Here is a 20,859-nt window from a genome sequence, read left to right as displayed (position 1 = left end):
GCTTGATGGCATTTGAGCCGCTGCGACTGGCACTGATCGGCTGCGGCCGGATCGCCCAGGTCGCGCACCTGCCGGCCCTGGAGAAGGCGGACGGGGTCGAGCTGGCCGCCGTCAGCGATCCGAGCCCGGAGGTCGCCGAAGCCGTCGCGCGGCGTTACGGCGTTACGGCCGCGTACACGACCCATGCCCAGGTGCTCGCGGATCCGGCCGTCGAGGCGGTCCTGGTCGCCGCGCCGGACCGGTTCCACTATCCGATCACGGCGGAGGCGCTGACCGCCGGCCGGCACGTCCTGGTCGAGAAGCCGCTGGCCGCCACGTCCGCCGAGGCCGAAGCCCTGGCAGAGCTGGTCGGCAGGACCGGGCTGGTCCTTCAGGTCGGCGCGATGAAACGGCACGACGAGGGCCTGCGGTACGCGCGGCGGTTCGTCGCGGAGCGGCTCGGCGAGATCCGGTCCTTCAACGCCTGGTACCGCATCGGCGATCTGCGCCCCGGCATCGAGGCCACCCTCTTCCCCCGTGTGTACGCCGACCGCGCGGCCCGCGAGAGCGAGGCGTCGTTCAAGGCGGACCGGCAGCGGTATCTCCTGGTCACCCACGGCGCGCACGTCTTCGACACGGTCCGGTTCCTGCTCGGCGAGGTGGAGTCCGTGGTCGCGCGGCACCGGCGGCACGGCCGGGACAGCCGGGACAGCTGGGACCAGGTGTGGCAGGTGCTGCTGACCATGGCGTCGGGCGCGATCGGCACCGTCAACATCATCGTGGACACGCCGGGCGTGCCGTCGGAGGGCGTCGAGGTCTTCGGGGCCTCCGGCTCGGTCCGGGTGGACACGCCGTTCCCGTTCTACCGGCAGGCGTCGATCGTCCGGGCGTACGCGGGCGGGGAGACCGTCACCCCGGCGCTGACCGACGGCGACGCGTACGAGCGCCAGGCCGAAGCCTTCGCGCGAACGGTCCGGACGGGCGGCGAGCCGGATCCCGGCGTCCACGACGGGCTGCAGGCCGTCCGGCTCATCGAGGCCACCGCGGCGGCCGCCGAGAGCGGCCAGGAGATCGCCCTGTGAGCTTGTCCGGCCGCCTCGGCATCTTCGCCCGCACCTTCGTCCGGGAGACCCCCGCCGAGGTGGCCGAGGCCGTGGCGGCGGCGGGCTACGCGCTGGCGCACTGGAACTCCGCCGCGATCGGCGTGCCCACCCTCAGCGCCGACGACGACCTTTTCGCCAAGGTGCGCGACGCCTTCGACGCGGCCGGTCTCGCCGTCCCGAGCGTGTCGGCCACCTACAACACGATCCACCCGGACGCCGCTCTCCGCGCGAACCAGACCGCGCGGGCGGCACGCCTGATCAGGCTGGCCCCCGCCCTGGGCGCCGGCGTGGTCACGCTGTGCACGGGCACACGCGACCCCGACGACATGTGGCGCGCCCACCCCGGCAACACCGCTCCGGGCGCGTGGGACGACCTGCGCCGGACCCTGGACCCACTGCTCGACGCGGCCCGCGCGGCTGGCGTACGCCTGGGCGTGGAGCCCGAACCCGGCAACGTCGTCCTCGACTCGCCGGCCGCCGCGCGGCTCCTCGCCGGCCTGGGTACGGACGCGCCGATCGGCATCGTGCTCGACCCGGCCAACCTGCTCACGCCGGCGACCGTCGCCCGGCAGGACGAGATCATCGGCGAGGCGATCGACCTGCTCGGCGACCGTGTCGTCGGCGTGCAGGCCAAGGACGTCGTCACCGAGGGCTACTCGGCGGCCGGGGCCGGCCTGATGGACTACCCGGCCGTGTTCAGGCAGCTGGCCCGCCTCGCGCCCGTGCCGCTGATCGTCCAGGACGCGGCGGAGGCGGATGCGGCACGCGTACGGGCCGACCTGTTGCGCTGGGCGGATCTGTCAGCGGGTCACGGCGGTCTCCCGGGCCACGCGTGACAGCTTCTCGGGATTGCGCACGTAGTAGATGCCGGTGATCAACCCGTCCGCCACCCGGAGGGTCATGACGCCGTCGATCTCCCCGTCGAGCCGGACGAGCAGGGCCGGGCAGGCGTTGACCCGCGTCGATTCGAGCGACAGCTGGGCCCAGGCGGCGGCCAGGCCGGCGGTGAACAGGCGGACCACCTTGCCGGCCCCCACGATGGGCCGCAGGATGGCCTGTTTGACCCCTCCGCCGTCGCCGACGAGGACGACGTCCGGCGCCAGGATGTCGAGCAGACCCCGCAGATCCCCCGTCTCGACGGCCCGCTGGAACGCCTCCAGCGCGTCCCGGGTCTCGGCCGGGGAGACGACCCCGCGCGGGCGGCGCGCGGCGACGTGGGCCCGGGCGCGGTGGGCGATCTGGCGGACGGCGGCCGGGCTCTTCCCGACGGCGTCCGCGAGTTCGTCGTAGCCGAGGGTGAACACCTCGCGCAGGACGAAGACCGCGCGCTCGGTCGGAGTGAGCGTCTCCAGCACGAGCATCATGGCCATCGACAGGCTCTCCGCCAGTTCGACGTCCTCGGCCACGTCGGGCGCGGTCAGCAGCGGCTCGGGCAGCCAGGGCCCGACGTACGACTCCCTGCGCCGGCCGAGCGCGCGCAGGCGGGCGAGCGCCTGCCGGGTGGCGATCCGCACCAGGTACGCGCGCCGGTCGTGCACCGTGTCCAGGTCGACGCCCGCCCACCGCAGCCAGGTCTCCTGGAGCACGTCCTCCGCGTCGGCCGCCGAGCCGAGGAGTTCGTAGGCGACCGTGAAGAGCAGATTGCGGTGGGCCGTGAACGTCTCGGTGGCGAGGTCCTCGCTCATGCCCTCACTCCTGTCTTCGCGGACGGGTGTCCCCAATAGATGCCAGGCCCGGCCGTTCTGTGACACGTCGCGACTATGACGTACGTCACCGCACGTTTCGTGTCACAAGGATCGTGCCTCCGGCATCTCATGAGCGACCAGTCATCCAGACAGGAGGCCGACATGAAGGTCATAGTGGTGGGAGCCGGCTATGCGGGCACGTACGCGGCGAACCGGCTCGCCAAGAAGGTGAAAGCCGCCGAGATCACCGTCATCAATCCGCGGCCCGACTTCGTGGAGCGCATCCGACTGCACCAGCGGGTCGCGGGCACCGCGGCCGCCGCCAAGCCCCTCACCTCGATGCTGCGGGACGGGATCACTTCGCGGGTCGCCACCGTCGACAAGATCGGCGACGGCGTCCTCACCCTCGGCGACGGCACGAGCGCCGACTTCGACTACGCCTTCCTCGCCGTGGGCAGCACGGTCACGCCCCTGCCGGAAACCGTCCCGGTCGGCACCTGGGAGGGCGCGGAACAGGGCCGCGCGGCGTTGGCCGCCCTCCCCGCCGGAAGCACGGTGACCGTGATCGGAGGCGGCCCGACGGGCATCGAGACCGCGTCGGAGGTGGCCGCCGCGCGACCCGACGTCCGGGTCCGGCTCGTCGGCCCCTCGGTCGCCGACTGCTTCTCCCACGAGGCTCTGCGCCGCGTCCGCGCCGGACTGGCCCGCCTGGCGGTCGACATCGTGGACGACGGCGTCACCTCGGTCACCGGCGGCGGCGTCCACCTCCGCTCCGGTACGGCTCTCGCCTCCGACCTGACCCTCTGGGCGATCATCTCCGGCGTCCCCGACCTCGCGGCCCGCAGCGGCCTGGAAGTGAACTCGGAAGGCCGCGCGATCGTGGACGAGTACCTGCGCAGCGTCACCGACGACCGGATCTTCGCGGTGGGCGACTGCGCGGCGGTGCCCGGGGCGCGGATGGCCTGCCAGAGCGCCGAACCGCAGGCCGCCCACGCGGCCGACAACCTGGCCCGCCTCGTCGAGGGACACAAGCCCAGGCCGTTCACGCCGCGGTATCTCGCCCTGGGCGTCAGCCTCGGGCGGAAGGACGCGGTAGCCCAGTTCACCCACCTCGACGACACCCTCCGGCGGGCCTACATCGCCGGGCGCACGGCGGCCGTGGTCAAGGAGGGAGCGTGCCGCGGCGCGACGTTCGGCGCCCGCGCGGCCATCGGCGCCTGAAGTCCGGCGCCCGGAGCCGGTCACTCCTGGCGCCGGTGCGGCGAGTAGCGTCACCTGCGTCAACGGTGCCGGATATCGGCGAGAGGCCCGTTCCTCGGGTCATCCTGTTCAGGCGCTTCTAGCCTGTTGGGCCGGCCGCGTCGGCGTAGCGTCGGGCCAGGTGCGCGAAGGCGTCCCTCAGCTCGGGCGGGCCGACGACCTCGATGGCGGCGTCGAACCGGCCGAGCGTGGCGGCGATGCCTAGCCACGACCACGAGCTGAGGACGAGTCGGCAGCGGTCGGGTCCCAGTTCCTCGGCGATGCCCTCGTTGATGAAGCGGGAGACGGTGGCGGCGGGGAGGTCGAGGATCACCTCGCCGCGGCAGGGCCAGCCGTCGGCGCCCTGGAACTTGCTGGTCACGAAGGCGGCCACGTCGCCGCCGGGCAGGGCGCGCGGGGTGAAACGGGGTCCGGTGGGGGTGCGCGGGACGATGCGGTCGGCGCGGAAGGTGCGCCAGTCGGCGCGGTCGAGGTCCCACGCGACGAGGTACCAGCGTCCGCCCCACGTGACGAGGTGGTGGGGCTGCACCCGGCGCGGTGGCGCGTCCGGGTCGTCCCCGCCGGGGCGGGTGTAGTCGAAGCGCAGCACCTCGCGGGCGTGCACGGCGGCGCCGAGCGCCATGAGCACACCGCTGCCGACCTGGGGTTTCGGCCTGCTCGTGGTCCGCTCGACGGCGGTCACCCGGAAGGTGTCGATGCGGCGGCGCAGCCGCGCGGGCATGACCTGCCGGACGGTGTTCAGCGCCCGCGCCGCCGCCTCCTCGATCCCGACGCCGCTGGTGGTGGCGATCTGGAGGGCGACGGCGAGCGCGACGGCCTGGTCGTCGTCGAACAGCAGCGGGGGCAGTTCCGTCCCGGCGGCGAGCCGGTAACCCCCGTCGGGGCCTTTCATGGCCGTGATGGGATAGCCGAGCTCGCGCAGGCGGTCGACGTCGCGCCGTACGGTGCGGGGGCTGACGTCCAGCCGTTCGGCCAGCAGCGCCCCCGGCCAGTCGCGGCGCGCCTGGAGGAGCGAGAGCAGCGACAGCAGTCGCGCGGAGGTCTTCGGCATGATTCCCATCATGCCCGGAGAAGAGGACACTTCCTGGCCGCTTCTCCTGAGACGGTAGTCGTGTGCCAGACAAGGACAACGAGAACGACCAGAAGGGCGCGACCACGGTGACTGTCACGACCATCCCCACGCTCGACGTCGAGCGGACCGAGCTGCTCGCCGAACTCGCGATCGCCCGGGCGGCCCTGATCAACACCGTCCGCGGGCTCACCGACGGGCAGGCCGGCGAGCGGCCCACGGTCAGCGCGCTCTGCCTGGGCGGGCTGATCAAGCACGTCACGTCCGTGGAGGAGGGGTGGATGCGCTTCGTGGTAGAGGGCCCGTCCTCGATGAACTTCGACCTGCCCGAGGGGGTCAGCTGGGCCGACCTGGAGGCCGGAACCGCACGGGAGATCCCGCAGTGGGCGATCGATCACCAGATGGGCTTCCAGATGCTGCCCGGCGAGACGCTGGCCGGGATCCTCGAACGCTACGAGGAGGTTGCCGCCCGGAGCGCGGAGGTCCTCGCCGCCGTCCCCGACCTGTCGGCCACGCACCGCATGCCGGACGCGCCCTGGCAGGAGCCCGGCCAGGTGCGCAGCGTACGCCGGGTGGTGCTGCACGTGATCGCCGAGACCGCCCAGCACGCCGGGCACGCGGACATCCTGCGGGAGACCCTCGACGGGCAGACGTCCACCTGATGACCGACCTCGACCAGATCGGGACGCCGCCCCGGCCCGGCGCCACGCGCCGGGTGGCGGCCGCCCGCACGACCGTGCTGGACGCCCGGGCGCTCAACCGCGCGACACTGGCCCGGCAGCTGCTGCTCGACCGCGCGAGCGTGCCGGTCCTCGACGCCGTCGCGCACGTGGGCGGCTTCCAGGCGCAGGAGCCGCAGGAGCCCTTCATCGGGCTCTGGTCGCGGCTGCGCGCGTTCGACCCGGCGGTGCTTTCGGGCCTGCTGACCGGGCGGAGCGTGGTGCGGGTCCATCTCATGCGCCGTACCGTCCACCTGGTCACGGCCGGGGACATGCTGGCCTGGCGGGAGCGGCACGGCGCCATGCTGCGCCAGCGGGTGCTCGGGGTCTACCGCCGCGACCTGGACGGGGTGGATCTCGACGAGCTCGCGGCGGCGGGCCGGGCGTTGCTGGCCGACGGCGAGGGCCGCTCGATGGCGGAGATCACGCGGGCGCTGGCGGAGCGCTGGCCGGATCCTTCGCCGCGAGCCCTGGGCGAGATGCTGATCTCCGCGCTGGTTCCGGTGGCGCAGGCGCCGCCGCGCGGGGTGTGGCGGACGAAGTCAGGGGTGCGGAACGTGCTGCTCTCCTCGTGGCTCGGCCGCGAGGTCGACCCGCCCCCTTCGGAGGGCTCCGATCCGGTCGGGCAGGCGCTGGCGCGGCGCTACCTGGCCGCGTTCGGGCCCGCGAGCGTGGCCGACCTGCGCGCCTGGTCCGGATTGGCCGGACTGCCGGCGGCGGTGGCCGCGATCCGGGAGGAGCTGGTGTCCTTCCGCGACGAGCAGGGCCGCGAGCTGCTCGACCTGCCCGGCGCGCCGCTCCCCGACCCCGACACGCCCGCTCCCGTACGGTTCCTGCCGGCGTTCGACAACGCGATCCTCGGCTACCAGAACCGCGGCCGGATCATCGACGACGAGCACCGCGGCCTGTCGGTCGCCGGTGAGCGCGTCGTCCTGGTCGACGGCCGGGTCTCCGCGACCTGGAACGTCGAGGCGGACACCGTGGTCGTCCGCCCGCTGCGAGGCTTCTCCCCCGCCGAGCGCGACGCCGTCGCCGAGGAAGGGCGAGAACTGGCGTCATTCCTCTCCGACAGCGGGAGCCACGGCGTGCGCGTCGCCTCCGGCAGAGCCTGACGCTTCTCCTTGCCGATCTCCTTGCCGAGGATGAGCAGGGCGAGATAGTCAGGGCCCGCCCGCGGACTTCGGCACGGGCGAGCGCACATGGCCCGCACCGGGATCGATGGAAACCGGCTCCATATCCCGCCTGCTCAACCTCGACGGCTCACGGCGTCCTGACCTGACCGACGGCGAACGGACCTCGAACTCGACCTCAAACCTGTTCAAACTGCAGTTCCTATGCCAGTGACGCCCATGAGGTAGGCGGTAAACCCAGACCTCACCCCGAGTAGAAAACTTCTCCACCACGAGACGACAGCAATACGTACACACTCAGATGGTTATCGTATCCTCAATCACGTGCCAGGAATCGATCACGAAATGACCATCGAGTTCATCAACAACCGCCCCACCATCGCGGTCGAACTACTCCGCGACGCCGTCGGCGTCGACCCACCCCCGTTCGCCACCGCCACCGTCGAGGCCGCGGACTGCTCCCAACTGGCCCCGGTGGAATTCCGCGCCGACTCCGTGGTCGTGCTGCGCGACACCAACGGCGGCGCCCAGTTCGCCCTCATCGTCGAAGTGCAGAACAACCACGACACACACAAACGATTCAGCTGGCCCGTCTACGCCACCACCCTGCGCGCACGACTCAAATGCCCCACCGCACTCATGGTCATCTGCCCGGACGCGACCGTGGCCCGCTGGTGCGAACGCGCCATCACCCTGGGCCCCAGCGGAACTGTCACCCCGCTGGCAGTCCACCCCGGCCGCGTCCCCCTCATCACCGACCCCGACCGGGCACGCGCCAGCCCGGAACTGGCCGTACTCTCCGCCCTGGCCCACGCCGAACGCCCCGAAGGCCGGCACGCGCTGACGACCATGCTCACGGCGCTGGACTCCGTGGACGAAGACCGGGTCAAGCTATATTTGAACTACGTGTTCAACGCACTACCAAGCGTGGCACGCAAGCACCTGGAGGAGATTGTGACGACAGCGAGCGAGCACCACGAGCGCGCTGCCCGGCAATACCTGGACCACTGGGTCGAACAAGGCCGCAAAGAAGGACTCGCGGAAGGACTCGCGGAAGGACTCGCAAAGGGCGAGGCGGATTCCATCCTGGCTGTCCTCGACGCCCGCGGCCTGGAGATCTCTTCCGGCGTACGCGACCGGATCAGCCAGTGCCAGGACCCGACACTGCTCAAGACCTGGGTCCGCCGCGCCGCGATCGTCGACACGGCCGACGAGATCTTCACCTGAACTCCAGGCGGGTGGACAGACCTCCGCCGGGACGGGCCTTCTGCGCCCGGCTAGCTGATCAGAGCTCGTAGGCGAGGATCGCGCCCGGGTTCTTCAGCACGGGTGTGGGCGAGTCATTCTCGTCGCGGGTGAGGCCCGCGCTGTCGGTGGCGATGAAGAGGGTCCCGCCGCCGGGGTCCAGGGCCGTGTCGCGGTAGCGGTTGACGGTGTCGGCGATCCTGGCGGCGGTCCCGGCCTTCTCGCCGCCGGACGTCAGCGGGATGCGGTAGACGGCGCCGTCCTTGAGGGAGGTCGCCAGGAGCGTCCCGGACGGGCCGGCCTCCAGGCTCGACAGGGCCAGCGTGGGCCAGCAGACGAACTGCGTCGCCGGGTTGACGCAGTCGGTGTCGGCCTGGAAGTCGAAGTCGTCCGCCACGGTCTCGAAGGTGACGAGCGGCGGCGTGAAATCCGGGTCGTTCCAGTCGCTCTCCTCCGCGTACGGAACGTCCGAAGGAATGGCGTAGTCGTTGAACGTTTCAGACGCGCAGCCGTTCTTCGCCTCGGCCCACTGGGCGTACACGTACGCCTTGTCGTCGCGGTAGCCGGCCACGTGCGGCCAGCCGTAGTTCTTGCCGGGGCGGAGGAGGTTGACCTCGTCGTCGGATTTGGGGCCCTGGTCGGTGCCGTACAGGAGGCCGGAAGGGGTGAAGGCCAGGCCCTGGGCGTTGCGGAAGCCCACCGCGTAGACGTGGCTGCGTACGCCGCCGAACTCCGGGTTGTCGGCCGGGACGGAGCCGTCGAGGTCGAGGCGCAGGACTTTGCCCTGGTAGGCGCTCCAGTCGCCGGCGTCCACCTGCGCGGCGGTGGGGAGCGTCTGGGCCCGGATGGTCTCGCAGTAGAGCGCGAACTGGTTGGCCCCCTGGTCGCCGATCGTGTAGTAGAGCTTGCCGTCGGGGCCGAATCTGAGCTTGCCGGACTGGTGGTCGACGCCCGCGACCAGGCCGGCGAGGATGTCGCGCGGGTTCTTCAGGACCTGTCCGGCCTGGTCGTATGTGTATCGGACGATCTTCGTGCGGTGGTCCCGGCCGTCCGCGTAGGTGTGGGCCACGTAGACCCAGTCGCGGCCCTTCCCGGTGAGCAGGTCGGGGTGGAGGGCCAGGCCGAGCACGCCGTCCTGGCCGCCCGGCGTGTGCACGGCGTCCTCGACGGTGAGCGCGACGGTCTTCCGCCCGTTCGCCGGGTCGACGCGCGTGACGCGTCCGCCGCTCTTCTCCGTGGCCCAGATGTACCCGTCGGGGCCCCAGACGATCTCGTACGGGTCGCGCAGCCCGGTGGCGATGACCCGGACCTCGCCCGGCTCCGTTCCGCCGCCCTCGGCCGTCCTGTCGCCGCCGGACGTGCACGCGGCGGCCAGCGCGAGGGTGCAGGCGATGGCGAGCGCCGGCGAGATGCCCTTCATGCGGCTAGATGGGAGCACAAACGCGGTCGGAGCACAATGCGGGAGGGCCCGGCGGGGATGCCGCCGGGCCCTCGGGTAGCGGTACTAGAAGAGGCGGTTGTCCGGCACCGGCAGTTCGATCTCGCCGGGGCCGACCCACTGGCCGCGCCGCGCCGCGACGTCGCTGTCGCTCAGCACCTCGCCCGCGCCGAGCACGAGCGGGATGCGCACCCGGCTCCGCTGCAGGTCGATGGTGACGTTCGTCCCGGTGGCCGTCTCGCCGCTGTACGTCGAGTCGGTCCCGGCGATCACCAGGCCGATCCGGTGGCCCTGCTTGAAGACGTAGTCCTGGGGCAGGGTGTCCCACTCGACCTCGCCGTACGTGCCGGCGGCCAGCGGGGAGGGCGCGCTCAGCGAGTCGCGGTTCTGCACGTCGATCCAGCCGCGGGCCACGATCTCCAGCGGCCGGGTGATCATGTTCGTCACGACCTTGCGGTAGCAGCCGTCGTCGGCGGCGGTGGCGTCGCCGTGGCAGCTCTCCTCGGTCAGGTTGGTGATGCCCTGCCCGCGCCGCCAGTCGATCCGGTTGTCGTCCCCGAAGTCCACGAGGAGCGCGGTCAGGTTGGCGGTCGGCTTGTCGAGCGCCACGCGCAGGTTGATCACGGGCGTGCCCGACAGGCGGATGTCCCGGGACAGCTCGCCGGTGGTGAAGGCCACCCGGCCCGCCTGCGGCGTGCCGACGTTGGCGACCATCGTGTTCTCCGACTGGCGGATGTCGGTGAAGGTCACCTTCTCGCCCTTCTGCGCCTGGACGAGGCCGAGCGTGCCGTCGGCGGCCGGGCGGAAGAGGTGGGGCGAGGCGGCCGGCTCGGGCCAGTCCCGCTGGGTGATCCACTGGGTGGGGCCGACCTGCACGTCGGCGCGGGGCTCCTTCATGACGTCGTTCATGACGCCCAGCAGCCAGTAGTCGAACCAGGCGTGCAGCGTGTCCACCCACTGGTCCCGGCGTCCCTCGAAGTCGAAGGGATCCACGTGCTGGTACTGGCCGACCCAGATCTTGCGGGGCACGCCGTTCTTGGCCAGCGCGTCCCACCAGGTGGAGAAGTGGTCGGGCTTGACGTTCAGGTCGTTGACCGTGTGCACGGCGAACACGCTGGCCCGCACCTGGGAGGCGTCGCCCAGGGTGCCGTCGATGTAGTCGCGCTCGGCCCAGAAGTCGTTGTAGTTGCCGGTGGCGTCGCCGTCCTGGGCGTCCAGCCCGGCCCGTACGGCGGCGCACTTGGCGATGGGGTCGGTGTCGACCGCCCTGGCTAGGAACGACATGTAGTCGTAGTTGTAGATCACGCCGTTGGAGCGCTGGTACTTGTACCAGGAGCTGATCGCGGAGATCGGGACGATGGTCGTCAGGCCGTCGACGCCGGTGGCCGCGACCGCGTTGGCCAGCGTGCCGTCGTACGACTTGCCGATCATGCCGGCCTTGCCGGTGCTCCAGTCGGCGGAGACCGGGGTGCCGTCGGCGCGGTAGGCGTTGGCGCGGCCGTTCAGCCAGTCGATGACGGCCTTGCCGCCCAGCACGTCCGCCTTGCCGCCGACGTCGGGGCAGCCGTCGGAGCGGGTGGTTCCGATCATGTCGACGTTGAGCACCGCGTACCCGCGGGGCACGAAGTAGTTGTCGTAGTACAGCGGGAACTTGGCGAGGTTCCCGGCGGAGTCGTAGACCTTCCGCTCGGCCTCGTTGCCCCGGCCGGAGTTGTCGTAGTACGGGCTCTCGTCGATGATCGACGGCACCCGGAGCCCGGGACCCGACCCGGCCGGCCTGATGATGTCGACCCGCACCCGGTCCAGCCGGCCGTCGGAGTCGCTGTCGACCGTCGACTCGACGTAGACGTGTTCGCGGATGGCGTCGGCGTAGGAGAAGACCGGCTGGGTCCGCCCTTGTACGACGGTGATGGTGGGCGTGCTGAGCGCCTGCACCGGGGTGGCTCCGATCAGAACCAGGCCCATGGCGATGACGGCTGCTCGTAACGGTGGCACAGAAGCCTCCAGAGACTTGGGAGAACATCCGCAATCTCCGGCACCGTCCGTATAGTCGGCAAGATCCCTTTATGGGTTCGACATCACCTTGGTTTTACTGTGTGACATTGCACAACCGACAGGCCCTGTCAATGAACGCCGAACGGCACCGCCCCGGTGGGCGGTGCCGTTCACGGCGTCCCGGGAATCAGCGGCGCTTGATCGCGACCACGGTGTACGGAGTGGTCGGCGTCGGGGTCGTGGTGAAGCGCGCGTTGGGCAGGTAGAGGCGGCCGCGGAAGGGCGCGATGGTGGTGGGCACGTCGAAGCGGGGGTCGGTCAGCTTGCGTACCACCTTGCCGGTCCGGGCGTGGCGGTCCAGGTGCAGCACGGTCACGGTGTTCAGCCGGTTCTGCACGACGTACAGGGTGCGGCCCTCGAGGAGCAGGCCGTCGCCGTTGGCCAGGGACTCGGTGCCGATGTCCACCAGGGTGGTTGCGCCGGTCCTGGGGTTGACGCGGAACAGCTTGCCGGTGTTCGACTGGATCACGAGCAGGGACCTGCCGTCGGGCGCCGGGGCGATGCCGTTGACGTTGATGCCGGTCGTGTAGGCGATGTCCCCGGTCAGCGGGATCTTCACCGCTTCGGCCGGCAGCGTCCCGTGCCGTCCCAGCGGCAGCTTGTAGAGCACCGGGTTGGTCGAGTCGGTGAAGTACGCCGCGTGGCGGCTGAGCGCGACGTCGTTGACGAACGCGGCGCCGGAGGCGAGCTGGTAGCTCTTCAGGACCTCGCCGCTGCGCGCGTCGAGCACGCGGGCGTTGCCGGCGGTGCCGCCGGAGACGAAGAGACGCCCGCGCCCGTCGATCTTGAGGCCGAGCGACGGGGTTCCCGGGCCCGGGTTGATGATCTTGCCTTCGCCGATGCGCAGGTCGGCCTGGTAGATCGCGCCGCTCGCGCGGGAGCCGAAGTACGCGACCGGGCCGCGCCCGATGGCGATGCCCTCCGGCTGGAACCCGTCCGGAAGGGAGAACTCGGTGGGGAACGTGCTCGCGGGGGTCGTCTCGGCCGCGACGGCCGGACCGGCGAGGAGCACGGATAAGAAGCCTGCTAGGACGACTGCCAACTTCATTGGGAAACATCCGATCTGTCAGGAGATGGACGACAAGTGCCCGCTTGGCGAGATTTAACCTACCGAGCAGGCGTCCACTTTGTGACGGTTCAGGATGTCCGGATCTCCCGCAGGGTCGTCCGCATGAGCGCGGTCGCCCGGGTGAACCAGTCGGTCAGGACGCCGATCTCGTCCGGCGTGTAGTCGGCCATCAGCTCCGCGAGCCGCCGGTAGAGGGGTTCGTAGACGGCGGCGACGCGGGCGGCCGCTGTGGGGTCGGCGACGACGCGCACCCGCCGCCGGTCGGACGGGTCGGCCTGCCGGAAGGCGTACCCGGCCTGCTCCAGGCGGTTGAGCACGCCGGTCACCGCGCCGGTGGTGAGGTCGGCCCGCTCGGCGAGCTGCCCGGCGCTGATCGGGTCGTCTCCCGCGCCCAGGATGTGGCCGAGGCAGGTCAGGTCGGTGACGTTCAGCCCGAGGCGCTGGGCGACGTCGTGCTGGCCGACGAGGCTGAGCGCGATGAGCTGGTCCATGCCCGCGATCGCCTCGGCGGCGGAGGCGGCCGGACGCGACTTGCCTGCCATGCGAAATCCTCTTAGTCTCTAAGATAATTAGTACGCGAGCTAAGTATCTCACGAGGAGAGACGATGAGCGGGTTGCACGACGACGTCGATCTGGGGCACACCGTCGCCGGATGGGCCGGCTGCGTCGTCGCCCTGGCCGGGTTCGCCCTGGTGGGGGTGAGCATGTGCACGGGCCGGCCCGCCGGGATCTGGGCCGGGCTCGGCTTGATCCCCGCCGCCGGGCTGCTCACCTGGTGGCTGCACCTGAGAGGCTGGGGCAAGCCGAGCGGGCCGCGCCCCCCGGCGCAGTGGGACTGGCGGGTGAAGGACCCCATGACCGGCCACGGGCGCTGCCTCGCGTGCCGGCTGGCGGGCCGTGGACTCCTCGGGAGCGCAGAGAACGCGGGGACGGCTCCCGGCCGTCAGACGAGTGCCGAACTGACCGCGGCCGGGCGCTGATCGGGCGAGTCCCGAGCCGACCCCGGAAGTACGCGGCAAGGCCGCGTGACCGATCGGGGTCACGCGGCCTTGCCGCCGCTTCCGGGCGCCGGCTCGCGGTCCTCAGCAGATCCGCTGGTCGGCGGCGGCCGGGAGGTAGGCGGCCCGCTCCTCCTGGGTGAGGTCGCGGCCGATCTCCTGGCAGAGCGTGCGGATCACCGGGTCGGGCTTCAGGAGCCAGTGGATGATCCTGCCGTCCTCTCCCCCGGAGATCAGTTCACCGCCGACGGTGAAGGCGAGACCTCTGATCGGGGCGGTGTGGCCGGTGAGGGTCGCAGCGGGCCGTCCGGACGGAAGGTCCCAGACCGTGATGGTGCGGTCGTCGCCCGCGGAGGCGAGCATGCGGCCGTCGCGGGAGAAGGCGAGCACCTGCACGGCGGCGGTGTGCCCGGTCAGCGTCTCGTACGGCTCGCCGGTCCCGGCGTGCCAGAGCCTGACGGTCCGGTCGGCTCCCGCGGTGGCGATCAGGCCGCCGTCCGGGCTGAAGGCGACGTCGAGGATCGACCCCTGCCCGGCCCTGAGGACGCGGACCTCACGCTCCAGCGCCAGGTCCCAGATGACGAGTTCGCCGGACGGGGTGGTGGCCGCCATGAGCGGATCGCGGGGGCTGTACGCCAGCGCCGAGGCGAGGTACCCGGGACCGCGCGCGCCGGCCGGGTGCGCCATGTCGCGGACGTCCCAGCGGAACTGGCCGAGCGCGGTCGCGGTGAGGAACCTCCCCCGCGGGTCGAAGGCGAGGTCGGTGGAGGCGCCGAGCCCCTGGTAGGCGGCCGTCGCGAGCTTCCGCCGGGTGGCCACGTCCCAGATGGTCAGCGTGTGGCTGCGCGTGATGGTCGCGAGATGGCGGCCGTCCGGGCTGAAGGCGACGGCGCGGACGTGGTCCGGATGGTCGCCGAGCGTCGCGACCAGATTGCCGCTCTCGTCCCACAACCGGACGGTACGGTCGCTGCTCGCGGAGGCGACGAGACGGCCGTCCGGGCTGATCTCGACGTCGTTCACGGCCAGGCTGTGACCGCTGAACGGGGGGACGGCGTGCTCCCGGACCACGATGGTGCGGCCGAACCCGGCCGAGGCGAGTTTCGACCCGTCGGCGCTGAACGCCAGCGACAGCGTCTCCGTGCGGCTTCTGTCCTGGTAGCTCACCAGCGACTGCCGCCGCTCGGTGTCCCAGACGGTGATCAGGCCGTCCTCGTCGGCGGCGGCGATCCGCCCGGCGGCGGGCGCGGACATGTCCCACGTGTACGGCGAACGCTCCGGCAACGTGACCACCGGCTTCACCCCGCCGGCGGCGATCCGCCAGAGCCGTACGCCGTAGTAGGCGGAGCCCGTGGCGAGCACGCCTTCCGCGGCGTCGAAGCCGAGCCGGTGGACGTGGTCGGCGGGCACCTCGGCGACCTGGGTCCCGGCGGCGGCGTCCCAGACGCGGGGCCTCTCGGAGCCGCCGGTGGCCGACACCAGGAATCTGCCGCCGGGGTCGAACGCCAGCGCCGCGATCTGCTCCCGATGTCCCTTCAGGGTCCGGCCGCTCCCGCCGCGCACATCCCACACCTGGATGTCGTTCCCGCCGCCGACCGCGACCTTCGTCCCGTCCGGGCTCAGCGCCATCGCGTCGGTGAACCTCTCCCCCGGCCGCCGGAACACCGGCAGCCGCGACTCCAGGTCCCACACGACGGCGACGCCCTCGCTGGCCTCCAGCGCGGGTTTCCTGACGACGGCCGCGAGCAGCCTGCCGTCCCGGCTGAACGCCACACCCCTGGCCGCCCCCGGTTCGGCGAACCCCGCCACGCGCGTACGGCCGCGCAGATCCCACACCCCGACCGTCCCGTCGCCGCCCGCCGAGGCCAGCCGCGAACCGTCCGGGCTGAACGCCACCCCGAAGATCTCGGGCCCTTCGGCGTTGAGCTCGATCCGGCGGCGCGCCGCGGCCGACACGCTCACCAGCGCCCCCCGCGTCTCGGCCGCCGGATCGAGCCGGTACGCGGCGATCGCCAGCAGCCCCGCCAGGTCGGGATCGGTGGCGAGCAGCGACCGCGCCTGCAGGGACAGCTGCCGGGAGACGGCGATCGACTCCTGGTGACCGGCCTCCCTGCCTTCCCGTACGGCCACTCCCCCACCGGCCAGGGCGAGCAGGAACAGCACGACCATCCCGGCCAGGAGCCGTTGCAGCAGCCGGGTACGGCGCCGGCCGGCGGCGCGTTCGCTCTCCTCCTGCTGCCGGCTGGCCCGCAGGAACGCCTCCTCGGCCTGGTTCAGCTCCTGCGGGTGGTCCTCCGCCCAGGTCCGCGCCGCGAGCAGCCGCGCGCCCCGGTACAGGGCTCCGGGGTCCCGGTCCAGTTCCCGCCAGGTCTGCGCGGCCTCGGTGAGCCGCCGGTGCGCGAACAGGCCCTCGCGGTCGTCGCTGAGCCACTCGTGCAGCCGGGGCCAGGCCCGGATCAGCGCCTCGTGCGCCACGTCCACGGTCTCCGCCGCGAGCACGACCAGCCGCGCGTCCGCCAGCCGGTCCAGCACGCCGTCGGTGACCTCGGGGCCGGCCAGCCCGGCGAGTTCCGCCCGGGAGATGGGCCGCCGGGTGTCCTCGGTGCCGTCGCCCAACGCGGTGAGCCTCAGGAAGATCCTGCGCGCGATCCGCCGCTCGGCGGGGGCGAGTTCGCCGTAGACGCGTTCCGCGCTCTGCGCGATGGCTCCCCGTACCCCTCCGGCCCGCTGGTAGGCGGCCAGCGTGAGGCTCGGGCCCGCGCGGTTGCGCCAGGTCTCCAGCAGCGCGTGCGACACCAGCGGCAGGCTGCCCGGCTCCTCCTCGGCGTCGGCGAGCACGGTGGCCAGCAGGTCGGGTTCCACGGTGACGCCCGCCTGGGCGGCCGGCCTGACGACGATCTCCTTCAGCCCGGCGGGCGAGACCGGGCCGACGAGCAGCTGCGCCTCGCCGCTGAGGGCTTCGACCAGGGCGGGGTAGCGGGTGATGTGGGCGAGGAAGTCGGCCCGTACGCCGAGGACCAGGACGGCGCGGCGGTCGAGGCTCAGCAGGATCTCGACGAACCGGCGGCGCTCCGCGTCGTCGGCGCACAGCGTGAAGATCTCCTCGAACTGGTCCACCACCAGGAGCACGCGTTCCTGCGGGACGGCCTCCAGGCCGAGGTTGACGGCGTCGGCGGTGAGCGTGGCGGGCTCCCCGGGCACGTCCCCGCCGGACGCCTTCGCCACCAGGTCGGCCAGCGTGTCCAGCGGATGCTCGCCCGGCGTCATGATCATGGCCGCCGTGCCGGGGTCCCGGGAGGCGCCGCCCAGCAGGCCGGCCCGCAGGAGGGAGGACTTCCCGCTGCCCGAGGCGCCCAGCACGCCGACCACGGGCAGCCGGCCGGCGAGTTCGCGGAGCCGCTCGATCAGCGCGGACCGCCCGAAGAACCACCCTTCGTCCTCCGGCTGGAACGCCATCAGCCCCCGGTACGGCGACTCGTCGGGCGGCGGAGCCGGATCGGGGACGAGGTCGCCTTCGCCGCGGAGCATCGACTCGTGCAGCCGCTGGAGCGTCGGGCCCGGTTCGATGCCGAGCTGGGCGCTGAGCAGGTCACGGGTGAGGCGGAAGACCTCCAGCGCCTCGGCCTGGCGGCCGGACCGGTACAGCGCGAGCATGAGGTGGCCGCGCAGGCTCTCGCGGTAGGGATGCTCCCGGGTCAGCTCGGCCAGTTCGGCGGCCACCTCCGCGTGCCGGCCGAGGCCGAGTTCGGCCTCCGCCAGCCGCTCGTGGGCGATGAGCCGCGCCTCCTCCAGCCGCCTGGCCTCCTCGGCGATGGGCGGGCAGTCGCCGAACTCCGCGAACGCCGGTCCCCGCCACAGGTCCAGCGCCGCGCGCAGCCGTTCCCGGGCGGCTTCGAGGTCTCCGCGGTCCAGGGCTTCGCTTCCCCGCGCGGCGAGGTCGCGGAACCGGGTCGCGTCGAGCCCGCCGGTGACGATCGTGTACCCGCCGGGCGTGCCGGGCACGACATGCGTCCCGTAGGCCCGCCGCAGCTGGTGGATGTAGAGGTGGATGTTGCGCCGCGCGGACGCGGGCGGCTGGTCGCCCCACACGGCGGCGACCAGCCAGTCGGTGGACACCGGGCTGCCCGCCCGGGACAGCAGCGCGGCCAGGGTGAGCTGGAGTTTGGGTGCCCCGCCGGCAGGGACGAGCCGGCCGTCGCGGGTGACCCCGAGCGTCCCGAGAACGTGGAATTCCACTCCGCCCCCATCGGATTCCAGGACTGGAAGGATCTTGGATCTCCGGCCGCCCTGTCAAATGCCCTGTCAGGGTCGTTTCAGGGGCGTCTATACCGTTTCTATACCGGCGAATCCCACGATCAGCCCGTTGCTCCAACGACGAGGAGGCAAGATGAGAACACGTGGGCTGAAGCTGGCGGGCGCCATGCTGACGGCACTCCTGGGGGTGTCCCTGGCGGCCGGCCCGGCCGCGGCGGAGCCGTACGGCACCCGCACCTGCAGCACGCCCCCGGTGATTTCGTGCGGCACGGGAGGTCTGGAGCCGCACAGCTCGGAGGGGTGGCTCGAAGTCAGGCTCAACCCCACCGGCTCGGCGGTCTGTCACGTGCGCTGGGACCTGTACGACCTCAACAACAACTGGTCCTGGGAGGGCGGCGGCACCAAGTACCTCCTGAGCAGCTCCACCACGTTCAAGGTGTACGACCTCGCGATCGGCCACAACCACCGGCTGGAGGCGAACTCCAACAACTGCGTGCTGTCGATCCGCCTGCGCAACTTCACCTGATGCCGTGACGGCGCGGACGGCGTCCCGGACGGGGTCCGGGACGCCGTCCGGGCGTCAGAGCTCGGTGGCGGTGATCTCGTCGGCGGCGGCGATCAGGCGGCTGGCCGTACGCTCCACGTCGAGGTCGATCATGGAGACGATGCCCAGGCTGGCGTCCATCGCGTCGCCCTCGGAGGCGTAGAGCGGGACGGCGATGCCGACCGCGCCCGGGGTCAGGGTGCCGCGGGAGACGGCGTAGCCGCGGGACCTGGCCTCGATCACGGCCTCGGAGTCCCTCGGCTGTGGATCGCGGGACATCATGATGGCGATGCCGCTCGCGCCCTGGGCCAGCGCGTGGCGGGCGCCGCTGCGCTGGGAGAGGTGGAAGACCGCGTCGGAGGGCTCGACCACGGCGAGCACCACCGCGTCGTCGCCCTCGGCGACCACGCACTGGGCGGTGACGCCGAGCTCCTCCGCCAGGGTGCGCAGGTGGGGCAGGACCGCGCGGCGCAGGTGGGGATTGGCCTGGCGGGCCAGCTGGATCACGCCCAGGCCCAGCCGGTAGCGGCCCGAGCTGCCCTCGGCGGCCAGGCGGTGGGAGCGCAGGGTGGTCAGCAGCCGGTAGACGGCCTGCCGGTGCATGCCCAGGGAGGCGGCCAGTTCGGCCACCGTCATGTCCCGGTCCTCGGAGGCGAGCAGTTCGAGCAGTTTCAGACCCCGGTCCAGAGTCTGCGAACCGCTGACCGGCGCCGCGCCCTCGGTGGCGTGATCACCTGCGCCCAAACGAAGTCACCCCAACCGCTGTCGGTGTCCACCTGCGCGCCCCGATTCGCCGCATCCGGATCATCCCCCGATGATCCTGCCGGCCGCGGCGTTGCGCCCCGCGATCCGGCCGAACGCGAGGCATTCCGCGATGCTTCCTCCACCGGCCGGATAGAGCAATCCGTGCAAAGATCCTAGCTCACCGGCGGAGTAGAGGTTTTCCACGAAACCCCCGCGCACGGAGATCACCCGGCTCCGGGCGTCCCGGCGCGGGCCGCCCACCGTGTGGGAGCCGCCCGGCCACAGGGGCAGCGCGTAGTAGCGCGGCCCGTCGATCGGGGTCAGGGTGGCCGGGTCGCGGCCGAACTCGGCGTCCGTCCCGGCCGCGCAGCAGGCGTTGTACCCGGCGATCGTGCTCTCCAGGGTCTCCGGGTCCAGGCCGCAGAGCTTCGCCAGCTCGCCCGCCGAGTCCGCGAACAGGATCCAGCCGCGGCTCAGCTCCTCGGTGTTGTCCGCGCTCCAGGCGAGGTCGCCGACCGGTCCCGCGGGACCGGAGTAGGTCGGGACGAGCGTGGCCGCGTCGAACCTCTCCTGGTCGAAGATCCACCAGGTGGGTACGCGGGGACGGGTCAGCCGGGCCGCGTCCATGCCGAGCAGTTCCAGGTGGGCCGCGTGCTGCGGGCCCGGCTCGGCGAGGAACCGGCGCGCGGAGCCGTCCACGAAGATCGAACCCGGTGGGCGCCGGTCGGCCGGCGGGGCGAACCTGCCGGAGCCCCACAGGTCGATGGCGACGCCCCCGTCGTACCCGCTGCCGGGGAAGTGGGCCACGAAGTGGCCCGGCCAGACGTTCATGTGCCAGAGTTCGGCGCCCGCCTCCACGGCCATGGCGACGCCGTCGCCGGTGTTGTGCCGGGTGCCGTAGAAGTGCACGGGGGTGAGCGGCAGGTGCTGCGTCTTCAGGCGTGCGCTCGCCTCGAAGCCGCCCACGGCGAGCACCACGCCCCGCCGCACGCCGACGTCTTCGGTGCGGCCGTCGCGTTCGACGCGGACGCCCGTGACCGCGCCGCGTTCGTCGGTGAGGAGCCAGCGGGCGGCGGTGCCGTACTGGACCTCGAGGCCGCGGTCGTCGACGAGGGTGCGCAGGAAGCCGTGCATGGGGCAGCCGGTGTAGCCGTCCGGATGGGGGCCCGGTTTGGCCTTGTAGACGGTGATGGCGTCGTGGGCGGGCACGGTGTGGTGTTCGCCGAGGATGCCCGTGTCGGTGTAGCCGCAGCCGTGGCGGTCCAGCCAGGCCGGGTTGGCGGCGGTCTCGGCGGCCCACGCGCGGATCAGGCCGGGGTCGACGGTCTCGCCGTTGACGGCGTAGAGCGCGGTCAGGTACTCGATGGCGCGCTCGACGTCCGTGGGCACCAGGAAGAAGCCCGCGGCGTACCTGCTGTTGGGCCGGTGGCCGCGGGCCTGCTGCTTCTCGATGACGAGGACCTCGGCGCCCTCGTCGTGCGCGGTGACGGCGGCGACCGCGCCGGCGTCGCCGAACCCGAGCACGACGACGTCGACGATCCGGTCGTACGGCCCCGCGTGGTACATGTGA

The 20,859-nt window shown here is 72.2% G+C and carries 17 protein-coding genes; 8 read left to right on the top strand and 9 right to left on the bottom strand.

The features are described 5' to 3' along the window. Nucleotides 1-5: 5 nt before the first annotated feature. Nucleotides 6-1,061: a Gfo/Idh/MocA family protein gene (locus Aph01nite_RS04320; protein WP_204039409.1), complete on the top strand. Its 1,056-nt coding sequence runs from the start codon at nt 6-8 to the stop codon at nt 1,059-1,061. Continuing rightward, nucleotides 1,058-1,918: a sugar phosphate isomerase/epimerase family protein gene (locus Aph01nite_RS04315; RefSeq protein ID WP_204039408.1), complete on the top strand. Its 861-nt coding sequence runs from the start codon at nt 1,058-1,060 to the stop codon at nt 1,916-1,918. The genes Aph01nite_RS04320 and Aph01nite_RS04315 overlap by 4 nt, the downstream gene beginning before the upstream one ends. Here the strand turns inward: Aph01nite_RS04315 and Aph01nite_RS04310 are convergent. After that, the gene (locus tag Aph01nite_RS04310) at nt 1,883-2,767 is read right to left on the bottom strand and encodes an RNA polymerase sigma-70 factor (RefSeq protein ID WP_204039407.1); all 885 of its coding nucleotides are present in this window, start codon (nt 2,765-2,767) and stop codon (nt 1,883-1,885) included. The two genes, Aph01nite_RS04315 and Aph01nite_RS04310, sit on opposite strands and share 36 nt — an antisense overlap. A gap of 162 nt (nt 2,768-2,929) precedes the next feature. Here Aph01nite_RS04310 and Aph01nite_RS04305 point away from each other — a divergent pair, with 162 nt between their 5' ends. After that, nucleotides 2,930-3,988: an NAD(P)/FAD-dependent oxidoreductase gene (locus Aph01nite_RS04305; protein ID WP_204039406.1), complete on the top strand. Its 1,059-nt coding sequence runs from the start codon at nt 2,930-2,932 to the stop codon at nt 3,986-3,988. Nucleotides 3,989-4,106: 118 nt separating this feature from the next. On the opposite strand, the gene Aph01nite_RS04300 is transcribed toward Aph01nite_RS04305, so the two are convergent. After that, entirely contained in the window at nt 4,107-5,078 is a 972-nt protein-coding gene (locus Aph01nite_RS04300) for a helix-turn-helix transcriptional regulator (protein WP_204039405.1), read from the bottom strand. A 62-nt stretch (nt 5,079-5,140) separates the two neighbouring features. On the opposite strand from Aph01nite_RS04300, the gene Aph01nite_RS04295 reads away from it, so the two are divergent. The 3 genes from Aph01nite_RS04295 to Aph01nite_RS04285 all read left to right on the top strand — a co-directional run bounded on the left by Aph01nite_RS04295 (nt 5,141) and on the right by Aph01nite_RS04285 (nt 8,172). Continuing rightward, the gene (locus Aph01nite_RS04295) at nt 5,141-5,758 is read left to right on the top strand and encodes a DinB family protein (RefSeq protein WP_204039404.1); all 618 of its coding nucleotides are present in this window, start codon (nt 5,141-5,143) and stop codon (nt 5,756-5,758) included. Beyond that, on the top strand, nt 5,758-6,927 hold the full coding sequence (locus Aph01nite_RS04290; RefSeq protein ID WP_204039403.1) for a winged helix DNA-binding domain-containing protein: 1,170 nt from the start codon (nt 5,758-5,760) through the stop codon (nt 6,925-6,927). The genes Aph01nite_RS04295 and Aph01nite_RS04290 overlap by 1 nt, the downstream gene beginning before the upstream one ends. A gap of 342 nt (nt 6,928-7,269) precedes the next feature. After that, nucleotides 7,270-8,172, top strand: a complete 903-nt coding sequence (locus Aph01nite_RS04285; protein WP_204039402.1) for an RpnC/YadD family protein — start codon at nt 7,270-7,272, stop codon at nt 8,170-8,172. Nucleotides 8,173-8,230: 58 nt separating this feature from the next. Here Aph01nite_RS04285 and Aph01nite_RS04280 read toward each other — a convergent pair whose 3' ends face one another. From Aph01nite_RS04280 to Aph01nite_RS04265, 4 genes are all read right to left on the bottom strand, one after another. After that, nucleotides 8,231-9,610 carry a glucose/sorbosone family PQQ-dependent dehydrogenase gene (locus Aph01nite_RS04280; protein ID WP_204039401.1) on the bottom strand — a complete coding sequence of 460 codons (1,380 nt, stop codon included), beginning with the start codon at nt 9,608-9,610 and terminating at the stop codon, nt 8,231-8,233. Nucleotides 9,611-9,694: 84 nt separating this feature from the next. Then, nucleotides 9,695-11,623, bottom strand: coding sequence for a Xaa-Pro dipeptidyl-peptidase (locus Aph01nite_RS04275; RefSeq protein ID WP_204039400.1), 1,929 nt, complete (start codon nt 11,621-11,623; stop codon nt 9,695-9,697). A 187-nt stretch (nt 11,624-11,810) separates the two neighbouring features. Beyond that, on the bottom strand, nt 11,811-12,731 hold the full coding sequence (locus Aph01nite_RS04270) for an NHL repeat-containing protein (RefSeq protein WP_204039399.1): 921 nt from the start codon (nt 12,729-12,731) through the stop codon (nt 11,811-11,813). Nucleotides 12,732-12,820: 89 nt separating this feature from the next. Beyond that, a complete protein-coding gene (locus Aph01nite_RS04265; RefSeq protein WP_204039398.1) occupies nt 12,821-13,294 on the bottom strand; it encodes a MarR family transcriptional regulator in 474 nt (157 codons plus the stop codon). A gap of 63 nt (nt 13,295-13,357) precedes the next feature. Between Aph01nite_RS04265 and Aph01nite_RS04260 the strand changes: the two genes are divergently transcribed. After that, the gene (locus tag Aph01nite_RS04260) at nt 13,358-13,732 is read left to right on the top strand and encodes an HGxxPAAW family protein (protein ID WP_204039397.1); all 375 of its coding nucleotides are present in this window, start codon (nt 13,358-13,360) and stop codon (nt 13,730-13,732) included. 102 nt (nt 13,733-13,834) lie between these two features. Here Aph01nite_RS04260 and Aph01nite_RS04255 read toward each other — a convergent pair whose 3' ends face one another. Beyond that, nucleotides 13,835-17,983 (bottom strand): nSTAND1 domain-containing NTPase, encoded by a 4,149-nt coding sequence (locus Aph01nite_RS04255; protein WP_204039396.1) that lies wholly within the window; start codon nt 17,981-17,983, stop codon nt 13,835-13,837. Nucleotides 17,984-18,134: 151 nt separating this feature from the next. Between Aph01nite_RS04255 and Aph01nite_RS04250 the strand changes: the two genes are divergently transcribed. Continuing rightward, nucleotides 18,135-18,527 carry a hypothetical protein gene (locus tag Aph01nite_RS04250; RefSeq protein ID WP_204039395.1) on the top strand — a complete coding sequence of 131 codons (393 nt, stop codon included), beginning with the start codon at nt 18,135-18,137 and terminating at the stop codon, nt 18,525-18,527. Between the two features lie 54 nt (nt 18,528-18,581). Here the strand turns inward: Aph01nite_RS04250 and Aph01nite_RS04245 are convergent, their stop codons facing one another. Together Aph01nite_RS04245 and Aph01nite_RS04240 are read right to left on the bottom strand one after the other, a co-directional pair. Beyond that, a complete protein-coding gene (locus Aph01nite_RS04245; RefSeq protein WP_204039394.1) occupies nt 18,582-19,289 on the bottom strand; it encodes an IclR family transcriptional regulator in 708 nt (235 codons plus the stop codon). Between the two features lie 60 nt (nt 19,290-19,349). Further along, on the bottom strand, nt 19,350-20,855 hold the full coding sequence (locus tag Aph01nite_RS04240) for an FAD-dependent oxidoreductase (RefSeq protein ID WP_204039393.1): 1,506 nt from the start codon (nt 20,853-20,855) through the stop codon (nt 19,350-19,352). Nucleotides 20,856-20,859 lie beyond the last annotated feature (4 nt).

This window comes from Acrocarpospora phusangensis (assembly GCF_016862995.1).
Taxonomy (GTDB): Bacteria; Actinomycetota; Actinomycetes; order Streptosporangiales; family Streptosporangiaceae; genus Acrocarpospora; species Acrocarpospora phusangensis.
The sequence above is the reverse complement of the archived record's forward strand: the minus strand, read 5'-3'. Positions and strand labels throughout refer to the sequence as shown.

What these genes read in the sequence shown, in the direction of transcription:
- Aph01nite_RS04320 (WP_204039409.1), top strand. Translation starts at nt 6, where the DNA reads ATGGCATTTGAGCCGCTGCGACTGGCACTGATCGGCTGCGGCCGGATC.
- Aph01nite_RS04300 (WP_204039405.1), bottom strand. Translation starts at nt 5,078, where the DNA reads ATGCCGAAGACCTCCGCGCGACTGCTGTCGCTGCTCTCGCTCCTCCAG.
- Aph01nite_RS04260 (WP_204039397.1), top strand. Translation starts at nt 13,358, where the DNA reads ATGAGCGGGTTGCACGACGACGTCGATCTGGGGCACACCGTCGCCGGA.
- Aph01nite_RS04265 (WP_204039398.1), bottom strand. Translation starts at nt 13,294, where the DNA reads ATGGCAGGCAAGTCGCGTCCGGCCGCCTCCGCCGCCGAGGCGATCGCG.
- Aph01nite_RS04305 (WP_204039406.1), top strand. Translation starts at nt 2,930, where the DNA reads ATGAAGGTCATAGTGGTGGGAGCCGGCTATGCGGGCACGTACGCGGCG.
- Aph01nite_RS04290 (WP_204039403.1), top strand. Translation starts at nt 5,758, where the DNA reads ATGACCGACCTCGACCAGATCGGGACGCCGCCCCGGCCCGGCGCCACG.
- Aph01nite_RS04250 (WP_204039395.1), top strand. Translation starts at nt 18,135, where the DNA reads ATGAGAACACGTGGGCTGAAGCTGGCGGGCGCCATGCTGACGGCACTC.
- Aph01nite_RS04280 (WP_204039401.1), bottom strand. Translation starts at nt 9,610, where the DNA reads ATGAAGGGCATCTCGCCGGCGCTCGCCATCGCCTGCACCCTCGCGCTG.
- Aph01nite_RS04270 (WP_204039399.1), bottom strand. Translation starts at nt 12,731, where the DNA reads ATGAAGTTGGCAGTCGTCCTAGCAGGCTTCTTATCCGTGCTCCTCGCC.
- Aph01nite_RS04310 (WP_204039407.1), bottom strand. Translation starts at nt 2,767, where the DNA reads ATGAGCGAGGACCTCGCCACCGAGACGTTCACGGCCCACCGCAATCTG.
- Aph01nite_RS04240 (WP_204039393.1), bottom strand. Translation starts at nt 20,855, where the DNA reads ATGTACCACGCGGGGCCGTACGACCGGATCGTCGACGTCGTCGTGCTC.